This window comes from Streptomyces sp. NPDC008001, assembly GCF_042958085.1.
GTDB lineage: Bacteria > Actinomycetota > Actinomycetes > Streptomycetales > Streptomycetaceae > Streptomyces.
Genome location: NZ_JBIBIZ010000006.1, coordinates 453,545 through 472,381 on the forward strand (window position 1 = coordinate 453,545; position 18,837 = coordinate 472,381).

Below are 18,837 nucleotides of genomic sequence, written 5' to 3' on the forward strand. Positions count from 1 at the left end.
GGGGTCGCTCCCCGGGAGACTGCGCCTCGGGTCACGGGTTGACCTCCGGTCGGGTCTCAAAGCACTGCGGAGCGGTACGGAAGAGGCTGCCCGCGCCCACCCCGGGCGTGGGGGTCCGGGGGGTCGCTCCCCGGGAGACTGCGGTCTCGGCGACGCGTGCTCGGGTCACGGAAGGGCCTCCGGGGCGGGAAGGTGTTCGACGACGGGGTGGTGGGGCTTGCGGTCGCGGTCCCGGACCGCGCCCGCCTCGGGGAGCCGGAGGGTGAACGTCGAGCCCTGGCCCTCGGCGCTCCAGACCGTGACCTCCCCGCCGTGCGAGGCGGCCACGTGCTTGACGATGGCGAGGCCGAGGCCGGTCCCGCCGGTGGCGCGGGAGCGCGCCGGGTCGACGCGGTAGAACCGCTCGAAGACCCGCTCGCGGTCCTTCTCGGAGATGCCGATGCCCTGGTCGGTGACGGCGATCTCGATCAGGTCGCCGCCGGGAGCCGTGATGTGGCGGGCGGCGATGCCGACGCGGGTGCGGGCGGGGCTGTAGTTGACGGCGTTCTCGACGAGGTTGCCGAGGGCGGCGGCGAGCTGGCCGCGGTTGCCCCAGACGTGCAGGTCGGCGGTGCCTCCGGCGGCCATGGTGATCTGCTTGGTGGAGGCCTGGTGGCGGCAGCGGTCGATGGCCTCGGCGACGAGCTCGTCGACGCGGACGGGCTCGGCGTCCTCCAGCGGGTCGTCGTTCTGCACCCGGGAGAGGTCGATGAGCTCCTGGACGAGGTTGGTGAGCCGGGTGGCCTCGATCTGCATGCGGCCCGCGAAGCGGTGGACCGCCTCGGGGTCCTCGGCGGCGTCCATGACGGCCTCGGAGAGCAGGGACAGGGCGCCGACCGGCGTCTTGAGCTCGTGGCTGACGTTGGCGACGAAGTCGCGGCGGACGGCCTCGATGCGGCGGGCCTCGGTGAGGTCCTCGACCAGCAGCAGGACCAGCCGGGAGCCGAGCGGGGCGACGCGGGCGGAGACCGCGAGGGCCTCGCCGCGGCCCGTGCCGCGGCGCGGCAGATCGAGCTCGACCTGGCGTATTTCGCCGTCGCGCCGGGTGTCGCGGGCCATCTGCAGCATCGGCTCGACGGCCAGCTTCCCGCCGCGGACGAGCCCGAGGGCGTACGCGGCGGAGCTGGCCTTGACCACGGCGTCGGCCTCGTCCAGGACCACGGCCGAGGAGCGCAGCACCGAGAGGACGGTGTCGACGCCGGGCGGGAGCACGGCGTCGGTGTGCAGGGAGCTGCGGGTCGGGCGGGCCTGGTCGCGCTCGCTCCAGCGGAACGCGAGCATGGCGATCACGCCGGTGCACAGGCCGGCGAGCGCTGCTGCTGCGGCGACGGCCGCGTCCACGTTCATGAGTCCAGGTTATGCGGGTGCCGCGTCTCATCCACAGCCAAATGGGTGCCGCCTCGAACACACGTTGCCGAGAGTTCACCTCGGCGTCGGTACGGGTTCACTCCAGGGCGCCGCAGCCGTCGCGTTCCGGCCAGAACGTGGGAACGTGGGCGGCCATACGGCTCGGCCCACCGTTTCACTCGGCAGAGAGAAGGTCAGGCAATGCGGGACGCGTACCACGAGGAGCTGGATTCGATCGGCGAGGGCCTGGTGGAGATGGCCCGGCTCGTCGGGTCGGCGATCGGGCGCGCCACCACGGCGATCCTGGACGCGGACCTCAAGCTCGCGGAGTCCGTGATCGCGGCGGACGCGAAGGTGGACGACCTCCAGCGGGACCTGGAGGAGCGGGCCGTCGCCCTGCTCGCGCGGCAGCAGCCGGTCGCCACCGATCTGCGGATCGTGGTCACGTCGCTGCGCATGAGCGCCGACCTGGAGCGCTCGGGCGACCTGGCCCAGCACGTCGCCAAGCTGGCGCGGCTGCGCTTCCCGGACACGGCGGTGCCGCGCGACCTGCACGCCACGATCCTGGAGATGGGTCAGCTGGCGCAGCGGCTGATGGCCAAGGCCGGCGAGGTGATCATCACCAAGGACGTCGACCTGGCGCTGCAGCTGGAGCAGGACGACGACGCGATGGACCTGCTGCACCGGGCGCTCTTCCAGCACCTGATGGACGACCGCTGGAAGCACGGCATCGAGACGGCGGTCGACGTGACGCTGCTGGGCCGCTACTACGAGCGGTTCGCGGACCACGCCGTGTCGGTGGCGAAGCGCGTGGTCTACCTGGTCACGGGCGAGCACGCGGACGAGCTGACGCAGACGGAGGGCCGGCCGGGCAGCGACGGCGAGGCCTGAGGCGAGGCCTGAGAGGGGCGCCCGAGCCCCGGCGTGTGACCCGTCGTGAGTGCTTCCACGCGCCCTCCGTGCGCCCGTACGTGCGTACGTGAAGGGCATTGACGGACGGAACGGGTGGTCCTTGACTAGGAGGCAGGAAACCACCCTTCGAGGAGGTACCCGCTTATGACCCAGACCCCTCCGGCGCAGACCCAGGCCTGCACGTGCGGCCCCGGCTGTTCCTGCGGCTGCCAGTCCGGCGGCTCGTGCCAGTGCGGCGGCGGCTGCGGCTAGCGTCTCGCCACGCATGTCACTCACGGGATGGACCCCCGGCCGGTGCTCCGGCCGGGGGTCTTCTCGCTGCCGGGCCCGCCGTCAGCCCGGGTCGCCCTCAGCCCGGGACGCGCTCCGCCCGGCTCACTCTTCCTCGGGGTCCGCGTCGTTCTCGCCCGTGTCGCCGCCGGGGCCGGCGGGGCCCGCGGGTGCGGGGGTCGCGGGTGCGGCGGGGGCGGCCGGGCCCGGCTTCTGCGCGGGGGCCTGCGGCTGTGGCTGCGGCGGCTGCGGGGGCTGCTGCGGCGGCTGGTTCTGGGACTGCGGCTGCGCGGGCTGCTGCGGGGGCCGCGGCTGCGGCGCCTGCGCGGCGCCGGTCAGGTACGAGGTGACGACGACGTTGGCGCTGTAGAGGCGCTTCTTGCGGTCGTAGTCGCCGCCGCAGGTGATCAGGCGGAGTTCGGCCCGGTCGGTGTCGAGCGGCCCGTAGACCTTGTCGGCGTCGAAGGGTTCGTTGGCGACGACGGAGATGTCCTCGACGGTGAACTCGGCGACGATGCCGTCCGTGCGGGTGACGTTGATCTTCGCGCCGCGCTTGAGGACGCTGAGCCCGGCGAAGACGGCCGGGGCCTTCTCGGTGTCGACGTGGCCGACGATGACGGCGGAGCCCTCGCTGCCCGGCGTGGGGCCGTCCTTGTACCAGGCGACGGCGTCGGCGCGGTCGTACGGCGGCAGTTCGACGCCGCCGAGCTTGTCGAGACCGTGCGCCTCGACGGGGGCCTTGAGCCCCAGGATCTTGACTTCGAGGGTCTGGGGGCCGGCCCCCGGCAACGGTTCGTGTGCCGGGGGCAGGCCGTGCGCGTGAGGGTGGCTCTTGGCGGCCGAGGTGCCACCGCGGCCCGAGGCCTGGGTCGCAGGCTCGTCGGCGGTGCCGTTGCCGGCCAGGCACAGGGCCGCCAGCAAGGCCGCCCAGGCCACCCTCGTCAGCAGGCGGTTACGGCCACCTGCACGCGCTTCTGACATGACGCCCGATCGCTCCCCGTCACTGCTTGACGGCGCCGGCGGCCCGGCGGCGGTACCAGATCATGCCGCCGATGAGACCGGCGGTCGCGGTACCGGCCAGGATGAGCACCGGGGCGTCGGGAGCCGTCGACTCCGTGGAGGCCGCGAGCGCCGTGGCGCCACCACCCGCGTGGGAGGAGTGGTGCGGACGGCCGTGGTCGTGGTCCCCGCGGTCGTGGTCGCCGCGCCCGTGGTCGTGGTCGCCACGGCCGTGGTCGCCGCGGTCGTGGTCGCCACGGCCGTGGTCGTGGTCACCTCGCCCGTGGTCGCCGCGGTCGTGATCGCCCCGGCCGTGGTCGTCGCGCCCGTGGTCGCCACGGCCGTGGTCGTCGCGCCCGTGGTCGCCGCGGCCGTGGTCGTCGCGCCCGTGGTCGCCACGGCCCTCGTGGTCACCCCGGCCGTGGTCGTCGCGCCCGTGGTCACCCCGGCCGTGGTCGCCACGTCCGTGGTCACCCCAGCCGTCGTCGTGGTCGCCGCGGCCGTGGTCGTCGTGACGGCCCTCGTGGTCACCGCGACCGTGGTCGTGGTCACCCCAGTCGCCGCGGTCGTGGTCACCACGGCCGCAGTCGTCATCGCAGTTGCCGGTGGTGGGGAAGGCCGCTGCCTCGCCCGCGGTCGGGGCGGTGCTGCCGCCGAGCGCGTAGGCGGGGACGACGGGGGCCGCGACGACGGCGACGACGGTGGCTGCACCGCATATGGCGGAGCGGATTGAATGCATGGTGTTACCTCCTTGCTTCCGAGGCTCACCCGAACCCCCGCCCGCCGCATCCGCACCGTAGCCGTCTTGCTCCATTCGGTGACCACGTGACCCGTTCGCCCCAACAAAAGGCCCCCCACCAGCGCTTTTACACGCCGGCAGGGGGCCCGCCGTCCCATCGACCCCGCTCAGGGGGCCGGGGTCACTTCTTCTTGCCCTGGTTCTTCACGGCCTCGATGGCGGCCTTGGCGGCCTCCGGGTCGAGGTACGTGCCGCCGGGGGTGACCGGGCGGAAGTCGGCGTCGAGCTCGTAGGCGAGCGGGATGCCGGTGGGGATGTTCAGGCCCGCGATGTCCGCGTCGGAGATCCCGTCCAGGTGCTTGACCAGGGCGCGCAGGGAGTTGCCGTGCGCGGCGACCAGGACCGTACGGCCGGCCGTCAGGTCCGGGACGATGCCGTCGTACCAGTACGGCAGCATGCGGACGACGACGTCCTTGAGGCACTCGGTGCGGGGGCGCAGCTCCGGCGGGATGGAGGCGTAGCGCGCGTCGCCGCTCTGGGAGAACTCGGTCCCGTCCTCGAGGGCGGGCGGCGGGGTGTCGTACGAGCGGCGCCAGAGCATGAACTGCTCCTCGCCGAACTCGGCCAGGGTCTGGGCCTTGTCCTTGCCCTGCAGGGCGCCGTAGTGGCGCTCGTTCAGCCGCCAGGAGCGGTGAACCGGAATCCAGTGGCGGTCGGCGGCCTCCAGGGCGAGCTGCGCGGTGCGGATGGCGCGCTTCTGCAGGGAGGTGTGGACCACGTCGGGGAGCAGGCCGGCGTCCTTGAGCAGCTCGCCGCCCCGGACCGCCTCCTTCTCGCCCTTCTCGTTCAGGTTGACGTCCACCCAGCCGGTGAACAGGTTCTTCGCATTCCACTCGCTCTCGCCGTGGCGGAGGAGGATCAGCTTGTACGGTGCGTCGGCCATGCCCATGAGCGTAATCGACCGCGTGGGCGGTGCCGTGCGCGCTGCCGGGGCGGCCGTGGATTGACGGCGGGCGGCAATCCTGTGGCCGCGGAGCCACCCCTGTGTGTAACTTGCGCCTAGCGAGTTCGGTACTTACACATCGGGGGGATCCGGAATGACCGTCGCGAGCGTCGGACGAGCGGCGAGGGAGAGCGTGTCGGGGCTGCCCCGGGCGTTCTGGTGGCTGTGGGCCTCCACGCTCGTCAACCGGCTGGGCGCCTTCGTCTCCATCTTCCTCGCCATGTTCCTCACGGCCGACCAGGGGCACTCGGCGTCGTTCGCCGGGTTCGTCGGGGCCCTGCTCGGCCTCGGCAGCGTCGTGTCGTCGATCGGCTCCGGCGTGATGACCGACCGGCTGGGCCGCCGGCCCACCCTGCTGATCGCGCAGACCTCGACGGCCGTGTCCGTGGCGGTGCTGGGCTTCATGACCGACCCGGTGGCCATCTCGGTCGTCGCGTTCGTCGTCGGCATGGCGAGCAACGCCTCGCGCCCCGCGGTGCAGGCGATGATGGCGGACATCGTGGCCCCCGAGGACCGGGTGCGGGCCTTCGCCCTGAACTACTGGGCGATCAACCTGGGCTTTGCGGTCTCGTCCGTGGCCGCGGGCTTCGTCGCCCAGTACAGCTATCTGATCGGCTTCCTCGGCGAGGCGTTCATGACGCTGCTGTGCGCGATCCTGGTCTTCGTGAAGCTGCCGGAGTCGCGGCCGGCCGCGGACCCGGCCGCGGCGAAGGGCGGCGAGCCGGCGGTCAGCATGGGCACCGTGCTGCGCGACGGGCGTTTCATGGCCGTGGTCGGCCTGTCCTTCCTCCTCGCCGTGGTGTTCCTGCAGTCCCAGGTCGCCCTGCCGGTGGCGATGGCGCACGACGGGTTCTCGACGGAGGACTTCGGCGCGGCCATCGCCGTCAACGGCGTCCTGATCGTCGCCGTGCAGATCCCCGTCACCCGCTTCATCGAGCACCGGGACCAGCGGCTGCTGATGGTCCTCGCGGCCCTCCTCGGCGGCTACGGCTTCGGGCTCACCGCCTTCGCCGGCTCGCTCGGGATGTACGTGCTGACGGTCTGCGTGTGGACCCTGGCGGAGATCATCAACTCGCCCATCCAGATGGGCCTGGTCGCCCGGCTCTCGCCGGTGCACGGGCGCGGCCGCTACCAGGGCATGTACACCCTGTCCTGGTCGGCGGCGTCGCTGGTCGCGCCCGTCGCGGGCGGTACGGTCCTCGACGGGTTCGGCGCGGACACGCTGTGGGCGGGCTGCGCCGTGGTGGGAACGGTCACGGCGGCCGGCTACTGGCTGCTCATGCGGAAGGTTCCGGCGGCGGATCCCGCGAAGGAGGCGGCTTCGGAAGCGGCTCCGGAGGCTGCTCCGGAAGCAGCCAAGGAAGCGGGTCCGGCGGCGGCTCAGGAAGCAGTGACGGAAGCGGCTCCGGCCGAGCCCGGCGCGCGGGCCTCGGCCGCTGACCCGGCGGGGGCGCCCGCGTAGGTCCTCACCCGCCCTCGCCGTCGTCCTCGGCCTGACGTGACGTCAAGCGCGCGAACGCCTCCAGGTTCCGCGTCGACTCGCCGCGCGCCGTCCGCCACGCGTACTCCTTGCGGATGGCGGTCGCGAAGCCCATCTCCAGCAGCGTGTTGAAGCTGCCGTCGGCGTTCTCCAGCACCGTCCCGAGGAGCCGGTCGATCTCGTCCGGGGTGACGGCCGCCAGCGGCAGCCGGCCGACGAGGTAGATGTCGCCCAGCTGGTCGAGCGCGTAACCCAGCCCGTACAGCCGGGTGTTGCGCTCCAGGAGCCAGCGGTGCACCGCCTCGTGGTTCTCGTCGGGGCGGCGCACGACGAACGCGTTGACGGAGAGCGAGTGCTTGCCGACGACCAGGGAGACGGTCGTGGAGAGCTTGCGGGTGCCGGGCAGCTTCACCACGTACGTGCCGTCGGCCGGGCTCTCCCATTCGAGCCCGGCCTCGTGGAACGTCTGCTCGATGACGGATTTCGCGTCAGACATGCGACGAGCGTAGGCGACGCCGCCGCTCGCCCATCGCCTCGGTGTACACCTCGGCCGTGGCGGCCGCGGCGGTGTCCCAGCCGAAGCGGCGCGCGTGGCGGGCCGCGGCGTCGCCCATCCGCCCGGCCAGCTCCGGCTCGTCGGCGAAGCGGCGCAGCACGGCGGCGTAGTCGGCGGGGTCGTGGCCGTCGACGAGGAAGCCGCTCTCACCGTCCCGCACCGCCACGGGCAGCCCGCCGACGGCCGCCGCGAGGACGGGCGTGCCGCAGGCCTGCGCCTCGGCCGCCACGAGCCCGAAGGACTCGCTGTGGGAGGGCATGACCAGCACGGACGCGGCCCGGTACCAGTCGGCGAGCTGCTCCTGGCCGACCGGCGGGCGGAAGCGGACGACGTCGGCGATGCCCAGCCGGGCGGCCAGCTTCTGCAGCCCCTCGGGCTTGGCGAGACCGCTGCCGCTGGGGCCGCCCACGACGGGCACGACGATGCGGCTGCGCAGCTCCGGCCGCTGGTCGAGGAGCACGGCGACCGCGCGCAGCAGGACGTCGGGGGCCTTGAGCGGCTGGATGCGGCCGGCGAAGAGCGGGACGAGGGCGTCGGCGGGCAGGCCGAGCCGCTCGCGCGCGGCGGCGCGCCCGCCGTCCGGGGTGAAGCGGTCGAGGTTGACGCCGGGGTGGACGACGGCGACCTTCGCGGGGTCGGCGTCGTAGTGGTGGAGCAGCTCCTCCGCCTCGCCCCGGGTGTTGGCGATGAGCCGGTCGGCGGCGCGCACGATCTGGGTCTCGCCGATGACGCGCGTGTCGGGCTCGGGCGTGTCGCCCTCGGCGAGGGAGGCGTTCTTGACCTTGGCCATGGTGTGCATGGCGTGCACGAGGGGCACGCCCCAGCGCTCGGCGGCGAGCCAGCCGACGTGGCCGGAGAGCCAGTAGTGGGAGTGGACGAGGTCGTAGTGGCCCGGCCTGTGACCGGCCCACGCCTGCATCACGCCGTGGGTGAAGGCGCACAACTGCGCGGGCAGCTCCTCCTTGGCCAGGCCCTCGTACGGTCCCGCGTCGATGTGCCGGACGAGGACGCCGGGCGCCAGCTCGACGGCGGGCGGGAGGGCTCCGGTGGTGGCGCGGGTGAAGATCTCGACCTCGATGTTGATCGCGGCGAGCCGCTTGGCCAGCTCCACGATGTAGACGTTCATCCCGCCGGCGTCGCCGGTGCCGGGCTGGTGGAGCGGCGAGGTGTGAACGCTGAGCATCGCGATGCGGCGGGGCTTGCGAGGAGCGCCGAGGCGGCGCAGCGGGGTGCCCGCGAGGGTGCCGAGCGCGCGGCCGCGGCGGGCGCCGAGCCTGGATGCGTACTGGCTCACCGTGCGTGTCCTCCGTCAGCGTGAGGTGGGGGTGTGAAGGGCGTCACCTTGTCAACCGTGCAACGCCGCGGGGTGGAGTCGCATTTCCGCTTTGCCAAAGAGTGACCCAGCCCTCGTCAGACCCCATCAGACCCCGTCAGCCCTCGTCAGACCCCGTCAGTCCGCCACCGGTGGTCGGGAAGGAAGCGCACGTCGTACTGCTGGGGAACGCCGGCGAACTTGTGGGGTTCCGGGATGACCGGCTCGGCGGGCAGACCGAGCTGCTCGGCGGGCGCGCCAAAGTTTTCGAAGAACCGCTCGAAGGTGCCGCCGGGGCCGGCGGCGACGCCGACGACCTGGCTGTGGTGGCGTTCCATACGGTAGGCGTGCCGGCAGTTCTTGGGCACGAAGCCGAAGTCGCCCGGGGTGAGCAGCTTCTCCTGCTGGTTGCCCTCGGTGTCCTCGACGAACAGCCGGACGGCGCCGGCGGTGACGTAGAAGACCTCGTGGGTGTCGGTGTGCAGGTGGGCCGGGATGATGTCGCCCTTGGGGCCCTCGACGGTGAAGAAGTTGAAGGTGTTCTCGGTCTGCTCGCCGCCGGCGTAGATGGTGATCAGGTCGCCGAACAGATGGGCGCGGTCCCCTTCACCCTTTTCGATGAAGTAGGGCTTGCCCGGTTCTGCAGGTATACGTGAGGCCCGCCGGTAGCGGGTGGCGTACTCGATGGTCATGTCGCGTCTCCTCGGATATGCCCCGTTGCGCAATTGTCAGGCAGCCTGACATGAAAGGCTTCGGACAGGCAAGCCGCGCAGGCGATCCGGGTTTCCGTTTTCCGGCCATCGTGAGGAACAGATGCAATCCACCCGCCGTAATCTCCCCCAGTTGCTCGGCGATGCCCGGCGCTGGTTCGAAGAAGGGCTGCTGGCAGCGCTGGAAGCAGGCGGAGCCGCGCCCGTGTCCCCGACACAGGCACAGCTCTTCGCCGCGCTGGACGACCAGGGCACCACCATCTCGGAGCTGGCCCGGCGCATGGGCGTCACCCGGCAGACCGCGCACCAGGCCGTGCACGGTCTGGTCGCCGCCGGACTGCTCGAACAGACCCCCGATCCCGCCTCCGCCCGGCAGCGGCTGATCCGGCGCACCGGGGAAGGAGAACGTGCACACCGCCAGGCCGGACTCATCCTCGAACAGCTGGAAGAGCAGCTCGCCGAGCGGATCGGCCGGGAGAAGGCCGATGCCCTGCGCACGGCGCTGGAGGCGCCTTGGGGCCGGCCGCCCGTCCCGCGCCGAGCCTGAGGCGGTGTTCCGCCCGTCGCCGACAGAATGTTTGCCGTACGGCCCTTCGCCCCTTTGCCGTACGGCCCTTCGGCGGGGCGGAGCGGGAAGAACGGGCACCGGCCGCGCTGACCAGCGCTTACTCTCGAAGGCATGGCCGCTCGCACCCCTCCCCCCAGCCGACCCGTCGGTGCGGTGACCCGGGGTACGACCAATCCGAACCGGCTGCGCCGCATGGACCGCTGGATCGCCGACGCCCACGGGCCCGCGCTGCGCCGCAGCGCCGACCCGGTCGCCGTCGACCTCGGCTACGGCGCCGCGCCGTGGACCGCGGTCGAACTGCTCGGCCGGCTGCGCACGGTGCGGGCGGACGCGGAGGTCGTCGGCGTCGAGATCGAGCCCGCGCGCGTGGCGGGCGCCCAGCCGTACGCCCGGGAGGGCCTGTCCTTCCGGCACGGCGGCTTCGAGGTGCCGCTCGGCGGCGGCCGGCGGGCGGCGCTGATACGCGCGGCGAACGTCCTGCGGCAGTACGACGAGGGTGACGTCGCCGCCGTCTGGGACCGGCTGTGCGCGCGGCTCGCGCCGGACGGGCTGCTCGTGGAAGGCACGTGCGACGAGATCGGGCGGCGGCACGTGTGGGTCGCGCTCGGCCCCGAAGGACCGCGCACGGTCACCTTCGCGACCCGGCTCGGCTCCCTGGACACCCCCTCCGACCTGGCCGAACGCCTCCCCAAGGCGCTCATCCACCGCAACGTGCCCGGCGAGCCGGTGCACGCCTTCCTGCGCGACTTCGACCGGGCGTGGGCGGCCGCCGCGCCGTACGCCGCGCTGAGCTCCCGGCAGCGGTGGATCCGTACGGTGTCCGCGCTGCGGGCGGACTGGCCGGTGGTGGACGGGCCGCGGCGGTGGCGGCAGGGGGAGGTCACGGTGGCGTGGGAGGCGCTGGCGCCTCGCGGCTAGCGGGGCGTCGTAGCTAGCGGGACAGGATCACTCAGCGGGCAGCACTGCCAGCAGCGCGTCCAGCAGTTCCCTGTCCCGGTCCTCCGTGAGGCGGGCCCTGGCCTCCGCCGGCGGCAGCCACGCCATGCGGTCGATCTCCTTGTTCGGCACGAACGTGCCCTCCGTGGCGCGCGCCGCCCAGTACCGCACTTCCTTCGGTCGGCCGGCCGCCACATAGCAGGCGGTGGGCAGCACCGCGCCCGGTTCGCACTCCATGCCCGTCTCCTCGCGGACCTCCCGCAGCGCGCCCCCCAGCGCGTCCTCGCCGCGCTTGAGCTTGCCCTTCGGGTGCGACCAGTCGTCGTATTTGGGCCGGTGGACCAGGGCTATCTCCAGCGTCCCGCCGTGGCTCCGCCGCCACAGCACGCAGCCCGCCGCCCGCAGGGGCGCCTCGCCGGCCGTCATGACGGTGCCGCCACCGTCACCAGCCGCTGCCAGATCCGCCCGAACGCGAAGCGGGCCGCCTCCACCTCGTGGCGCTGGTCGGCGTGGAGCACGCCGAGGGCGTAGGCGGTGGCCGGGGCGATGCGGGGGGTGCGGGCGGCCGTGGCGGCGGCCGCCGCGGCCTCGGCGGCGTCGCGGTGCCGGTCGAGGGCCTGGCCGGCGCCGAGGAGCCGTACGGACAGGGAGGGCTGAGACGACTGGGATGACTGGGACGGCTGGGAGGGCTCGGCGTCCGTCTGCAGGTGCTCGTCCAGCACTTCCTGCGCGTACCGCCGCAGCCGTACGAGCCGCCGCACCTGGTGCCAGGGCGCATCCTGCCGTCCCTCGGCGGGCGGGCCGTCGGGGGCCGGGGAGGCGGCGAGGCCGTGCGCGAGGGCCTCCGCGTTGTACGGGTGGCCGGCGACGGACAGCGGGAGGGCCTCCGCGGCCTCCGCCAGCCGCCGCTGGGCCTGCTCGGCGAGCCGGGGCAGGGCCTCGCGGGCGAGGACGCCGTGCGCGCCGGGGTCGAGGGGCACCTCGGAGGCGAGCAGGGCCGCGGCGTCGGCGACGGCGTGGAAGCGCGACGTGCCGAGGGCCTGCAGCGCCGCGGAGTGCGCGCGCGTCCGGGCGAGCGTGAGCTGCCGCTCCAGCAGGGCACCGGCCCGGGCGGCGCCGACCGTCAGCCCGCTGCCCGGCGGCCCCGCGCTCTCCGCCCCGGACAGCCGGTGCAGCGCCCCCCGCAGCCGGGCGAGCCGCGCCGCGTAGGCGTGCTCGCGCCCCAGCAGGTCCGACAGCCACACCAGCTCCGTGCGGAGCTGATCCGTCCAGTCGGTGTCCGTCAGCGGGCGGTAGACGTAGAGCGCTCCGGCGATGCGGCGGGCGGAGCGGCGCAGCAGCCGCGCCGCCTCTCCCGCCTCGTCGGCGTCGGAGCCGCTCTCGCCGTGCAGGCGCAGGCTGCGCAGGAAATCCACCGCCTGGGTGTGCAGGTAGCTCGCCAGGACCTCGCCGGCGGTGGCCGTGTCGGGTGATCCGGCGGAACCGGCGGGGCCGGCGGCGGTGCGCACGGCCGGGTACTTCGTCGTCATCGTCTGCTGCCCCCCGGCGGCGGTGTCCGTAAGCGCGCTGATGTCCGTAAGCGCAGTCGTGTCCGTACGCGCAGTGGTATCCGTACGCGCACCGGCATCCGTATGCGCAGTGGTGTCCCTGAGCGCGCTGGTGTCCCTGAGCGCAGTGGTGGTGCCCCTGAGCGCCGGGTCATGAGGTTGCTGGGCCACGCCGGCGCCTCCGCGCGTCGATGAGCATCTCCTGGACGTTCCGGAGCGGCTGCCCGTCGCCGTCGGTCGCGTGGCGCGTCCACCCGCCGTCGGGGCCGAGGTGCCAGGAGGCGGTGGAGTCGGACATGCCGGTCTCCAGCAGCCGGCTGAGCGAGGCCCGGTGCGCGGGGTCGGCGACGCGGACGAGCGTCTCGATGCGGCGGTCGAGATTGCGGTGCATCATGTCGGCGCTGCCGAGCCACACCTCGGGCTCGCCGCCGTTGCCGAAGGCGAAGACCCGCGAGTGCTCCAGGAAGCGGCCGAGGACGCTGCGGACGCGGATGTTCTCCGAGAGGCCCGGCACGCCCGGCCGCAGCGCGCAGATGCCGCGCACCCACACGTCGACGGGCACGCCCGCGCGGGCGGCGCGGTAGAGGGCGTCGATGACGGTCTCGTCGACCATCGAGTTGACCTTGATGCGGATGGAGGCGGGCCGCCCGGCGCGGTGGTGCGCGACCTCCTTGGCGATCCGGGCGACGAGCCCGTCGCGCAGGGATCTGGGGGCGACGAGCAGCCGCCGGTAGGTCTCGCGGCGGGAGTAGCCGGAGAGCCGGTTGAAGAGGTCGGAGAGGTCCGCGCCGACCTGCGGGTCGGCGGTGAGCAGGCCGAGGTCCTCGTAGAGCCGCGCGGTCTTGGGGTGGTAGTTGCCGGTGCCGACGTGCGAGTAGCGGCGCAGGGTGTCGCCCTCCTGCCGCACGACGAGGGACAGCTTGCAGTGCGTCTTCAGGCCCACCAGCCCGTAGACGACGTGGCAGCCCGCCTCCTCCAGCTTGCGCGCCCACTTGATGTTGGCCTGCTCGTCGAAGCGGGCCTTGATCTCGACGAGGACGAGCACCTGCTTGCCCGACTCGGCCGCGTCTATCAGGGCGTCGACGATGGGCGAATCGCCGGAGGTGCGGTAGAGCGTCTGCTTGATGGCGAGGACGTCCGGGTCGGCCGCGGCCTGCTCCAGGAAGGCCTGCACGGAGGTGGAGAACGAGTCGTACGGGTGGTGCAGGAGCACGTCGCGCTCGCGCAGGGCGGCGAAGATGTCGGGCGCGGACGCCGACTCGACCTCGGCGAGGTCGCGGTGGGTGCCGGCCACGAACTTGGGGTACTTGAGCTCGGGCCGGTCCAGGGCGGCGATGCGGAAGAGGGCGGTGAGGTCGAGCGGGCCGGGCAGCGGGTAGACCTCGGCGTCGGAGATCTTCAGCTCGCGGACGAGGAGGTCGAGCACGTACGGGTCGATGGTCTCCTCGACCTCCAGCCGCACGGGCGGGCCGAAGCGGCGCCGCATGAGCTCCTTCTCCAGCGCCTGCAGCAGGTTCTCGGCGTCGTCCTCCTCGACTTCCAGGTCCTCGTTGCGCGTCACGCGGAACATGTGGTGCGCGAGCACCTCCATGCCGGGGAAGAGCTCCTCCAGGTGCGCGGCGATGACGTCCTCCAGGGGGACGTAGCGCTGCGGGGACGCCTCCAGGAAGCGGGAGAGGATCGGCGGGACCTTGACCCGCGCGAAGTGGTCGTGCCCGCTGACCGGGTTGCGGACGACGACGGCGAGGTTGAGGGAGAGGCCCGAGATGTACGGGAAGGGGTGCGCGGGGTCGACGGCCAGCGGCGTCAGCACGGGGAAGATCTGCTGCCGGAAGAGGGTGAAGAGGCGGCCCTGCTCCTTGCCGGTCAGCTCGTGCCAGCGGATGAGGTGGATGCCCTCCTCGGCGAGCGCCGGGGCGACGTCCTGCTGGTAGCAGGCGGCGTGCCGGGCCATGAGCTCGCGGGAGCGGGTCCAGATCAGCTCCAGCACCTCGCGGGGCTGCAGCCCGGAGGCGGAGCGGGTGGCCACGCCGGTGGCGATGCGGCGCTTGAGGCCGGCGACGCGCACCATGAAGAACTCGTCCAGGTTGCTCGCGAAGATCGCGAGGAAGTTGGCGCGTTCGAGGAGGGGCGTGGCCGGATCCTCCGCCAGCTCCAGGACGCGCTCGTTGAAGGCCAGCCAGCTGCGCTCGCGGTCCAGGAAGCGGCCCTGCGGCAGCGGCCCGTCGGCGTAGGGGTCGTCGTCGTCCCGGCCGGGCTCGCGGCCGGGCCGGGCTCCGTAGCCGTCCTCGTCGTAGACGTCGTGGCCGTACGGGCCGAGGTCGGCGTCCAGGTCGGGCTCCAGGCCCGGGGACGCGGCGGGGCCGGCCACGGCGTAGGGCCGGTGGGCGGCGATGGAGCCGACCGAGGGCTGCGGGTTCCCGTACGCCTCGGCGAGGCGGTCGCCGGAATCGACGCGGCCGTTACGGGCACGGCGGCCGGTGACGTCGTCGCTGCGGTCGCCGTGCTGCTGGTCATGGGCCTGTGCGCGGGACGACTGGGTCATGTTCCCATGGTGCCGCGCCGGGGGCGGCCCGGGCGCGTCGACGGCGCGCGCGGCGGGCGCGGCGGATGCGGCGGGCGCGACGCGGAGCCTTCGAGCGGGGGCGGGTGGCACGGCGGGCTGCATTCCGCAAGGCTCGCAACCGCGGTTGAATCATGGGTAACGTCCACATGGCGTGTGGGCGTCCTGTGCGGCGGATCGATGGCGGGGCGCGGGCTTACGGGGCGAATGAGAGCGCCCCGGCGTCAGCCCCCGAGCCGTCGCATCCGCCACAGGGCTCCCGCCGCGCACGCGCACGCCGCGGCCGTCACGAGACCTGCCTGGGCCCATTCCAGGCGCTGGAAGTGGGCGGCCGGGTGGTAGTCGACGTAGTAGCCGGCACCGCCGTGCCGGGCAAGGCACTCAGTGGGCACGTGGGCCATGTGGCAGTCCGTGCCGGGCAGGCGTCCGCCCGACGCCGTGATCGTCCCGCGCTCGTAGTTCCAGGAGTCCATGCCGCCGGACGGGCGGACCTCCAGGTACGTCGTCCTGGTCGCCGTCACCGGGTCCGCCAGGTACGGACGGACGGTGGTCAGCGGCCAGTACAGCAGCACGCACGCGAAGGCCGTGACGGCCATGGCCGGCAGTGTGCGCTTGACCAGCAGGCCGGTGAGCGCCCCGAGCACGGCGCCGAAGAGCACGCCCGCGGCGGGCGCGGGGCCGAGCGCGTCGAACGCCTCGTACCAGCGCGAGCCGTCCACCAGCCGCCCGTCGTCGAGGTGCCCCACGGGCCGCCACGTCCAGGTGAACACCGCGGACAGCACCGAGGCCCCCACGAGCAGGGCGGCGAGCGGCAGCCCGAGCTTCGCGGCGAACCAGCGCAGCGGCGAGACGGACTGCGTCCACGCCACCTTGTACGTGCCGCTCTCCAGCTCGCGGGCGATCACGGGCCCGGCGACGAACATGCCGGCGAGGACCGGCAGGAACTCCAGCAGGAGGACGTTGTAGCCGAGGTAGCCGCCGTAGCGGAGCCGGAAACCCTCGGCGGCGGCCGCGTACGCCGCGCAGTCGTCCTTCGAGCAGGTGGCGGCCAGGCCGTGTTCCGCGACGTATCCGGTCATCGCGCCGCGCAGCCACACCAGTTCGGCGCAGAGCGCGGCGAGGACGGCGAGGGCGATCCAGGCGGCGGTGCGGTGCTGGCGCCGGACGAACCAGGCGAGCCCCCGCCCGGCCCCCGGTGGGCGTCCGGCGGACGCGATACGGGTGGCGGTGGTGGCGGTGGTGGCGGTGGTGGCGGTCACGCCACTGCCTTGAGCAGCTGGCGCGGTTCGGCGCTCGGTGCGATGAGCGCGGGGGCGCCGGGGGCTCGCAGGTGGGCCAGGAGGAGTTCCTCCAGGGAGGGTTCGCTGGCGCGCCACTGGCCGGAGACCGGGCCGTCGGGCCGGATGAGGGCGGTGAGCTGCCGGCCGGTGGCGCGGGCCTCGACGACGGTGTGGGTGGCGAACTCCCGCGGCAGGCCGGGTCCTTCGTGCCGACCGACGAGGAGGGTGTGCGCGGCGAGCAGGTCCTCGGTCTCGCCCGCGAGCCGGACCCGCCCGTCGGCGATGAGCAGCAGGTAGTCGCAGACGCCGTCGAGCTCGGCGAGGACGTGGGAGGCGATCACGACGGTGGTGGCGTGCTCGGCGGCCTGGGCCATGAGGGCCGCCGTCATCTCGTGCCGCACGAGAGGGTCGAGGTCGGACATCGGCTCGTCGAGCAGGAGCACGTCGGGACGCTTACCGAAGGCGAGGGCGAGGGCGACGCGGGTGCGCTGACCGCCGGAGAGGTCGCCGACGCGGGCCCCGGACGACAGCCCGCCGTCGGCGACCGTGCGCTCGGCGGTGGCCTGGTCCCAGCGGCCGGGGTTCAGCTCGCGGCCCATGCGGAGGGTGTCGGCGATCGTGAAGTGCGGGTAGAGCGGCTTGTCCTGGGAGAGGTAGGCGACGCGGGGACGCACGTCCGCGGCGCCCGGGCGGCCGCCGAAGACGGTGAGCGAGCCCTCGGCGGGGCGGCGCAGCCCGGCGGCGAGCGCCAGCAGCGTGGACTTGCCCGCGCCGTTGGGCCCGACGAGCGCGCACACGCGGCCGGCGGGGATCTGGAAGGAACAGCCCTTCAGCGCCCAGCGGCGCCGGTACCTCACGCCGAGGTTCACGGCCTCCACGGCGGTCCGCCCGGGCTGAAACGTCAGGCCGTCCATCCACTCCCCCTGCGTCCTACGTCCACGTCCTACGTCGTTCAGCGCGCTGCTGTACCCGAGGTCCCCGCGGGCCCGTCGTACCCCTCCTCCAGGACGGAGGCGAGCAGCGCGGCCACGTCCTCCCGGTCGAGGCCGGCCGCGCGGGCGCGGCCCATCCAGTCCGCCAGCTCGGCGCGCAGCGGCGACCCGGCGGCGGCCTGCGGCCGGGCCAGCGACCGCCGCACGAACGTCCCGAGCCCGGGCCGCGCCTCGACCAGCCCCTCGCGGTCGAGCTCGCGGTAGGCCTTGAGGACGGTGTTGGGGTTGATCGCCGTGGCCGCGACGACCTCCTTGGCCGTGGGCAGCTTGTCCCCGGGCGCGAGCAGCCCCAGCCGGAGGGCCTGCTTCGCCTGCTGGACGATCTGCAGGTACGTGGCGACCCCACTGCGCCGGTCGATGCGGAACTCGACCACGCGGGCCCCTTTCACTACTTGACTAGTGAAAGGGTGCGGGACGGCATCGCCCCCTGTCAAACGGCAGCCCGAGCGCGGCCTCCGCGCAGGGCTGCCCGGGGGACAACACCGGCCCCCTCCCGGCACCCCATTGATCGCCGGGAGGGGGTCGGTGTCGTCGTCAGACGAGGCTGATCCCGGCCTGAGCCTTGATGGTGTCCACGGCTTCTTCGGTGAGCCAGCGAAGGGGGACGACGGTCCACCTGTCACGCTTCCGCATGACCACAGCCTTGCCGTCGTCCGTGGTCTCGCACCGCATGAAGCCCTGCTCCTTCAGGTCCTGGATCAGGTCCTCGCCTCGCTTCATTGCCCCTACTGACCTTCCCGGTCCTGGTCATCCGCGTGGGAGCTGTGCACGTCGCCGTTCCGGGAGACGCGGGTGTCGGGGTCCGTCACCTGGTCCTGGTTGGCGTTCGGGTCCCAGGGCTCTCCCGCGTTCTCGAACTTCTCTTTCCTACCCATCTTTGTGGGCTCCTTCCCTGACCAGCACTGCGCCCGGCACGGGGACCGCCCACGTGCCGACGTGCGGTGGTGCACCCGTCGTGACCGGCGACGGCCGGACGGGCGTCCGCGGCTTCTCGTCGTTCATGCCGTTGGACGCTAGAGAGCCCCGCCTAAGAGGCGCGAGGAACGTGCGCGAACTTGCGCCCCCTCATCCGAGAGCATCAATAGCGGCGGTGATCAAAGCGCGCGCTTGACGGCCGTACACGGCGATCTCATGCAGGGCGTGGAACGCCTTGGCGTACTCGTGGATCTCGTGGGGCTGCGTCACCGTCAGATGGGCCGACACCAGCTCCACGTTCACCTGCTCGTCGTCGTAGATCGTGAAGGACTCCACAGGCCAGCCCAGGCGGCGCGGCACGCCCATGGGGACGATGCCCACGCTTACGGCCGGGAGCGACGCCACGGCGATGAGATGACCGAGCTGGCCGGCCAAGACCTCGGGGTCGTCGCCGACCACCGTGCGCAGTACCGATTCCTCGACGAGCATTGCGAACCGATGGCGGCCTGAGCGCAATACCTGCTGCCGCTCCATACCTTGCCAGCCGGCCCTGGCGGCCAGCTCCCGCGCTGTGATCCCCGCGTCCTTGCGGATCTCTCGCAGGCGCCGGCCGAGGGCCCGCTTGGCCTCCTGGACGCTCGACGACGGTGATGACAACGCGGGGCCGGG

At 73.2% G+C, this 18,837-nt stretch carries 20 protein-coding genes; 5 read left to right on the plus strand and 15 right to left on the minus strand.

Annotated elements, in window-relative coordinates; translation table 11 throughout:
• Window positions 1-165: 165 nt before the first annotated feature.
• Window positions 166-1,386 (minus strand): sensor histidine kinase, encoded by a 1,221-nt coding sequence (locus ACFZCD_RS18685; RefSeq protein WP_391832059.1) that lies wholly within the window; start codon window positions 1,384-1,386, stop codon window positions 166-168.
• 201 nt (window positions 1,387-1,587) lie between these two features.
• Between ACFZCD_RS18685 and phoU the strand changes: the two genes are divergently transcribed.
• Window positions 1,588-2,277, plus strand: coding sequence for a phosphate signaling complex protein PhoU (gene phoU / locus ACFZCD_RS18690; protein WP_391832061.1), 690 nt, complete (start codon window positions 1,588-1,590; stop codon window positions 2,275-2,277).
• 396 nt (window positions 2,278-2,673) lie between these two features.
• On the opposite strand, the gene ACFZCD_RS18695 is transcribed toward phoU, so the two are convergent.
• Entirely contained in the window at window positions 2,674-3,549 is an 876-nt protein-coding gene (locus ACFZCD_RS18695) for a class F sortase (RefSeq protein ID WP_391832063.1), read from the minus strand.
• A 181-nt stretch (window positions 3,550-3,730) separates the two neighbouring features.
• Here ACFZCD_RS18695 and ACFZCD_RS18700 point away from each other — a divergent pair, with 181 nt between their 5' ends.
• On the plus strand, window positions 3,731-4,300 hold the full coding sequence (locus ACFZCD_RS18700) for a hypothetical protein (protein ID WP_391832065.1): 570 nt from the start codon (window positions 3,731-3,733) through the stop codon (window positions 4,298-4,300).
• Between the two features lie 187 nt (window positions 4,301-4,487).
• On the opposite strand, the gene ACFZCD_RS18705 is transcribed toward ACFZCD_RS18700, so the two are convergent.
• Window positions 4,488-5,249, minus strand: coding sequence for a phosphoglyceromutase (locus tag ACFZCD_RS18705; RefSeq protein WP_391832067.1), 762 nt, complete (start codon window positions 5,247-5,249; stop codon window positions 4,488-4,490).
• Between the two features lie 154 nt (window positions 5,250-5,403).
• Here ACFZCD_RS18705 and ACFZCD_RS18710 point away from each other — a divergent pair, with 154 nt between their 5' ends.
• On the plus strand, window positions 5,404-6,771 hold the full coding sequence (locus ACFZCD_RS18710) for an MDR family MFS transporter (RefSeq protein WP_391832069.1): 1,368 nt from the start codon (window positions 5,404-5,406) through the stop codon (window positions 6,769-6,771).
• A 4-nt stretch (window positions 6,772-6,775) separates the two neighbouring features.
• Here the strand turns inward: ACFZCD_RS18710 and ACFZCD_RS18715 are convergent, their stop codons facing one another.
• The 3 genes from ACFZCD_RS18715 to ACFZCD_RS18725 all read right to left on the minus strand — a co-directional run bounded on the left by ACFZCD_RS18715 (window position 6,776) and on the right by ACFZCD_RS18725 (window position 9,349).
• On the minus strand, window positions 6,776-7,285 hold the full coding sequence (locus ACFZCD_RS18715) for a YbjN domain-containing protein (RefSeq protein ID WP_391832071.1): 510 nt from the start codon (window positions 7,283-7,285) through the stop codon (window positions 6,776-6,778).
• Window positions 7,278-8,639, minus strand: a complete 1,362-nt coding sequence (gene mshA / locus ACFZCD_RS18720; RefSeq protein ID WP_391832073.1) for a D-inositol-3-phosphate glycosyltransferase — start codon at window positions 8,637-8,639, stop codon at window positions 7,278-7,280. Before mshA ends, ACFZCD_RS18715 begins: the two co-directional genes overlap by 8 nt.
• A 146-nt stretch (window positions 8,640-8,785) precedes the next feature.
• Window positions 8,786-9,349: a quercetin 2,3-dioxygenase gene (locus tag ACFZCD_RS18725; RefSeq protein ID WP_391832075.1), complete on the minus strand. Its 564-nt coding sequence runs from the start codon at window positions 9,347-9,349 to the stop codon at window positions 8,786-8,788.
• Between the two features lie 121 nt (window positions 9,350-9,470).
• Between ACFZCD_RS18725 and ACFZCD_RS18730 the strand changes: the two genes are divergently transcribed.
• Window positions 9,471-9,914 carry a MarR family winged helix-turn-helix transcriptional regulator gene (locus ACFZCD_RS18730; protein WP_391832077.1) on the plus strand — a complete coding sequence of 148 codons (444 nt, stop codon included), beginning with the start codon at window positions 9,471-9,473 and terminating at the stop codon, window positions 9,912-9,914.
• Window positions 9,915-10,046: 132 nt separating this feature from the next.
• Window positions 10,047-10,853, plus strand: a complete 807-nt coding sequence (locus ACFZCD_RS18735; RefSeq protein ID WP_391832079.1) for a class I SAM-dependent methyltransferase — start codon at window positions 10,047-10,049, stop codon at window positions 10,851-10,853.
• Between the two features lie 27 nt (window positions 10,854-10,880).
• Here the strand turns inward: ACFZCD_RS18735 and ACFZCD_RS18740 are convergent, their stop codons facing one another.
• The 9 genes from ACFZCD_RS18740 to ACFZCD_RS18780 all read right to left on the minus strand — a co-directional run bounded on the left by ACFZCD_RS18740 (window position 10,881) and on the right by ACFZCD_RS18780 (window position 18,825).
• Window positions 10,881-11,297, minus strand: coding sequence for an NUDIX hydrolase (locus ACFZCD_RS18740; RefSeq protein WP_391832081.1), 417 nt, complete (start codon window positions 11,295-11,297; stop codon window positions 10,881-10,883).
• On the minus strand, window positions 11,294-12,400 hold the full coding sequence (locus ACFZCD_RS18745) for a CHAD domain-containing protein (protein WP_391832083.1): 1,107 nt from the start codon (window positions 12,398-12,400) through the stop codon (window positions 11,294-11,296). Before ACFZCD_RS18745 ends, ACFZCD_RS18740 begins: the two co-directional genes overlap by 4 nt.
• 169 nt (window positions 12,401-12,569) lie before the next feature.
• Window positions 12,570-14,963 (minus strand): RNA degradosome polyphosphate kinase, encoded by a 2,394-nt coding sequence (locus tag ACFZCD_RS18750; protein WP_391832085.1) that lies wholly within the window; start codon window positions 14,961-14,963, stop codon window positions 12,570-12,572.
• Between the two features lie 242 nt (window positions 14,964-15,205).
• On the minus strand, window positions 15,206-16,240 hold the full coding sequence (locus ACFZCD_RS18755; RefSeq protein ID WP_391832087.1) for a hypothetical protein: 1,035 nt from the start codon (window positions 16,238-16,240) through the stop codon (window positions 15,206-15,208).
• Complete coding sequence (locus ACFZCD_RS18760; protein ID WP_391832089.1) at window positions 16,237-17,175, minus strand: ABC transporter ATP-binding protein; 939 nt, start codon at window positions 17,173-17,175, stop codon at window positions 16,237-16,239. Before ACFZCD_RS18760 ends, ACFZCD_RS18755 begins: the two co-directional genes overlap by 4 nt.
• Before the next feature lie 38 nt (window positions 17,176-17,213).
• Window positions 17,214-17,627 (minus strand): GntR family transcriptional regulator, encoded by a 414-nt coding sequence (locus ACFZCD_RS18765; protein ID WP_391832091.1) that lies wholly within the window; start codon window positions 17,625-17,627, stop codon window positions 17,214-17,216.
• 160 nt (window positions 17,628-17,787) lie between these two features.
• Window positions 17,788-17,973, minus strand: coding sequence for a hypothetical protein (locus ACFZCD_RS18770; RefSeq protein WP_391832093.1), 186 nt, complete (start codon window positions 17,971-17,973; stop codon window positions 17,788-17,790).
• A 5-nt stretch (window positions 17,974-17,978) separates the two neighbouring features.
• Window positions 17,979-18,128 (minus strand): hypothetical protein, encoded by a 150-nt coding sequence (locus ACFZCD_RS18775; protein WP_391832095.1) that lies wholly within the window; start codon window positions 18,126-18,128, stop codon window positions 17,979-17,981.
• A gap of 190 nt (window positions 18,129-18,318) precedes the next feature.
• Window positions 18,319-18,825 carry a Scr1 family TA system antitoxin-like transcriptional regulator gene (locus tag ACFZCD_RS18780; RefSeq protein ID WP_391832097.1) on the minus strand — a complete coding sequence of 169 codons (507 nt, stop codon included), beginning with the start codon at window positions 18,823-18,825 and terminating at the stop codon, window positions 18,319-18,321.
• Window positions 18,826-18,837 lie beyond the last annotated feature (12 nt).

What these genes read in the sequence shown, in the direction of transcription:
- ACFZCD_RS18685 (WP_391832059.1), bottom strand. Translation starts at nt 1,386, where the DNA reads ATGAACGTGGACGCGGCCGTCGCCGCAGCAGCAGCGCTCGCCGGCCTG.
- phoU (WP_391832061.1), top strand. Translation starts at nt 1,588, where the DNA reads ATGCGGGACGCGTACCACGAGGAGCTGGATTCGATCGGCGAGGGCCTG.
- ACFZCD_RS18695 (WP_391832063.1), bottom strand. Translation starts at nt 3,549, where the DNA reads ATGTCAGAAGCGCGTGCAGGTGGCCGTAACCGCCTGCTGACGAGGGTG.
- ACFZCD_RS18705 (WP_391832067.1), bottom strand. Translation starts at nt 5,249, where the DNA reads ATGGCCGACGCACCGTACAAGCTGATCCTCCTCCGCCACGGCGAGAGC.
- ACFZCD_RS18710 (WP_391832069.1), top strand. Translation starts at nt 5,404, where the DNA reads ATGACCGTCGCGAGCGTCGGACGAGCGGCGAGGGAGAGCGTGTCGGGG.
- ACFZCD_RS18715 (WP_391832071.1), bottom strand. Translation starts at nt 7,285, where the DNA reads ATGTCTGACGCGAAATCCGTCATCGAGCAGACGTTCCACGAGGCCGGG.
- ACFZCD_RS18725 (WP_391832075.1), bottom strand. Translation starts at nt 9,349, where the DNA reads ATGACCATCGAGTACGCCACCCGCTACCGGCGGGCCTCACGTATACCT.
- ACFZCD_RS18730 (WP_391832077.1), top strand. Translation starts at nt 9,471, where the DNA reads ATGCAATCCACCCGCCGTAATCTCCCCCAGTTGCTCGGCGATGCCCGG.
- ACFZCD_RS18735 (WP_391832079.1), top strand. Translation starts at nt 10,047, where the DNA reads ATGGCCGCTCGCACCCCTCCCCCCAGCCGACCCGTCGGTGCGGTGACC.
- ACFZCD_RS18740 (WP_391832081.1), bottom strand. Translation starts at nt 11,297, where the DNA reads ATGACGGCCGGCGAGGCGCCCCTGCGGGCGGCGGGCTGCGTGCTGTGG.
- ACFZCD_RS18745 (WP_391832083.1), bottom strand. Translation starts at nt 12,400, where the DNA reads ATGACGACGAAGTACCCGGCCGTGCGCACCGCCGCCGGCCCCGCCGGT.
- ACFZCD_RS18750 (WP_391832085.1), bottom strand. Translation starts at nt 14,963, where the DNA reads ATGACCCAGTCGTCCCGCGCACAGGCCCATGACCAGCAGCACGGCGAC.
- ACFZCD_RS18760 (WP_391832089.1), bottom strand. Translation starts at nt 17,175, where the DNA reads ATGGACGGCCTGACGTTTCAGCCCGGGCGGACCGCCGTGGAGGCCGTG.
- ACFZCD_RS18770 (WP_391832093.1), bottom strand. Translation starts at nt 17,973, where the DNA reads ATGAAGCGAGGCGAGGACCTGATCCAGGACCTGAAGGAGCAGGGCTTC.
- ACFZCD_RS18775 (WP_391832095.1), bottom strand. Translation starts at nt 18,128, where the DNA reads ATGGGTAGGAAAGAGAAGTTCGAGAACGCGGGAGAGCCCTGGGACCCG.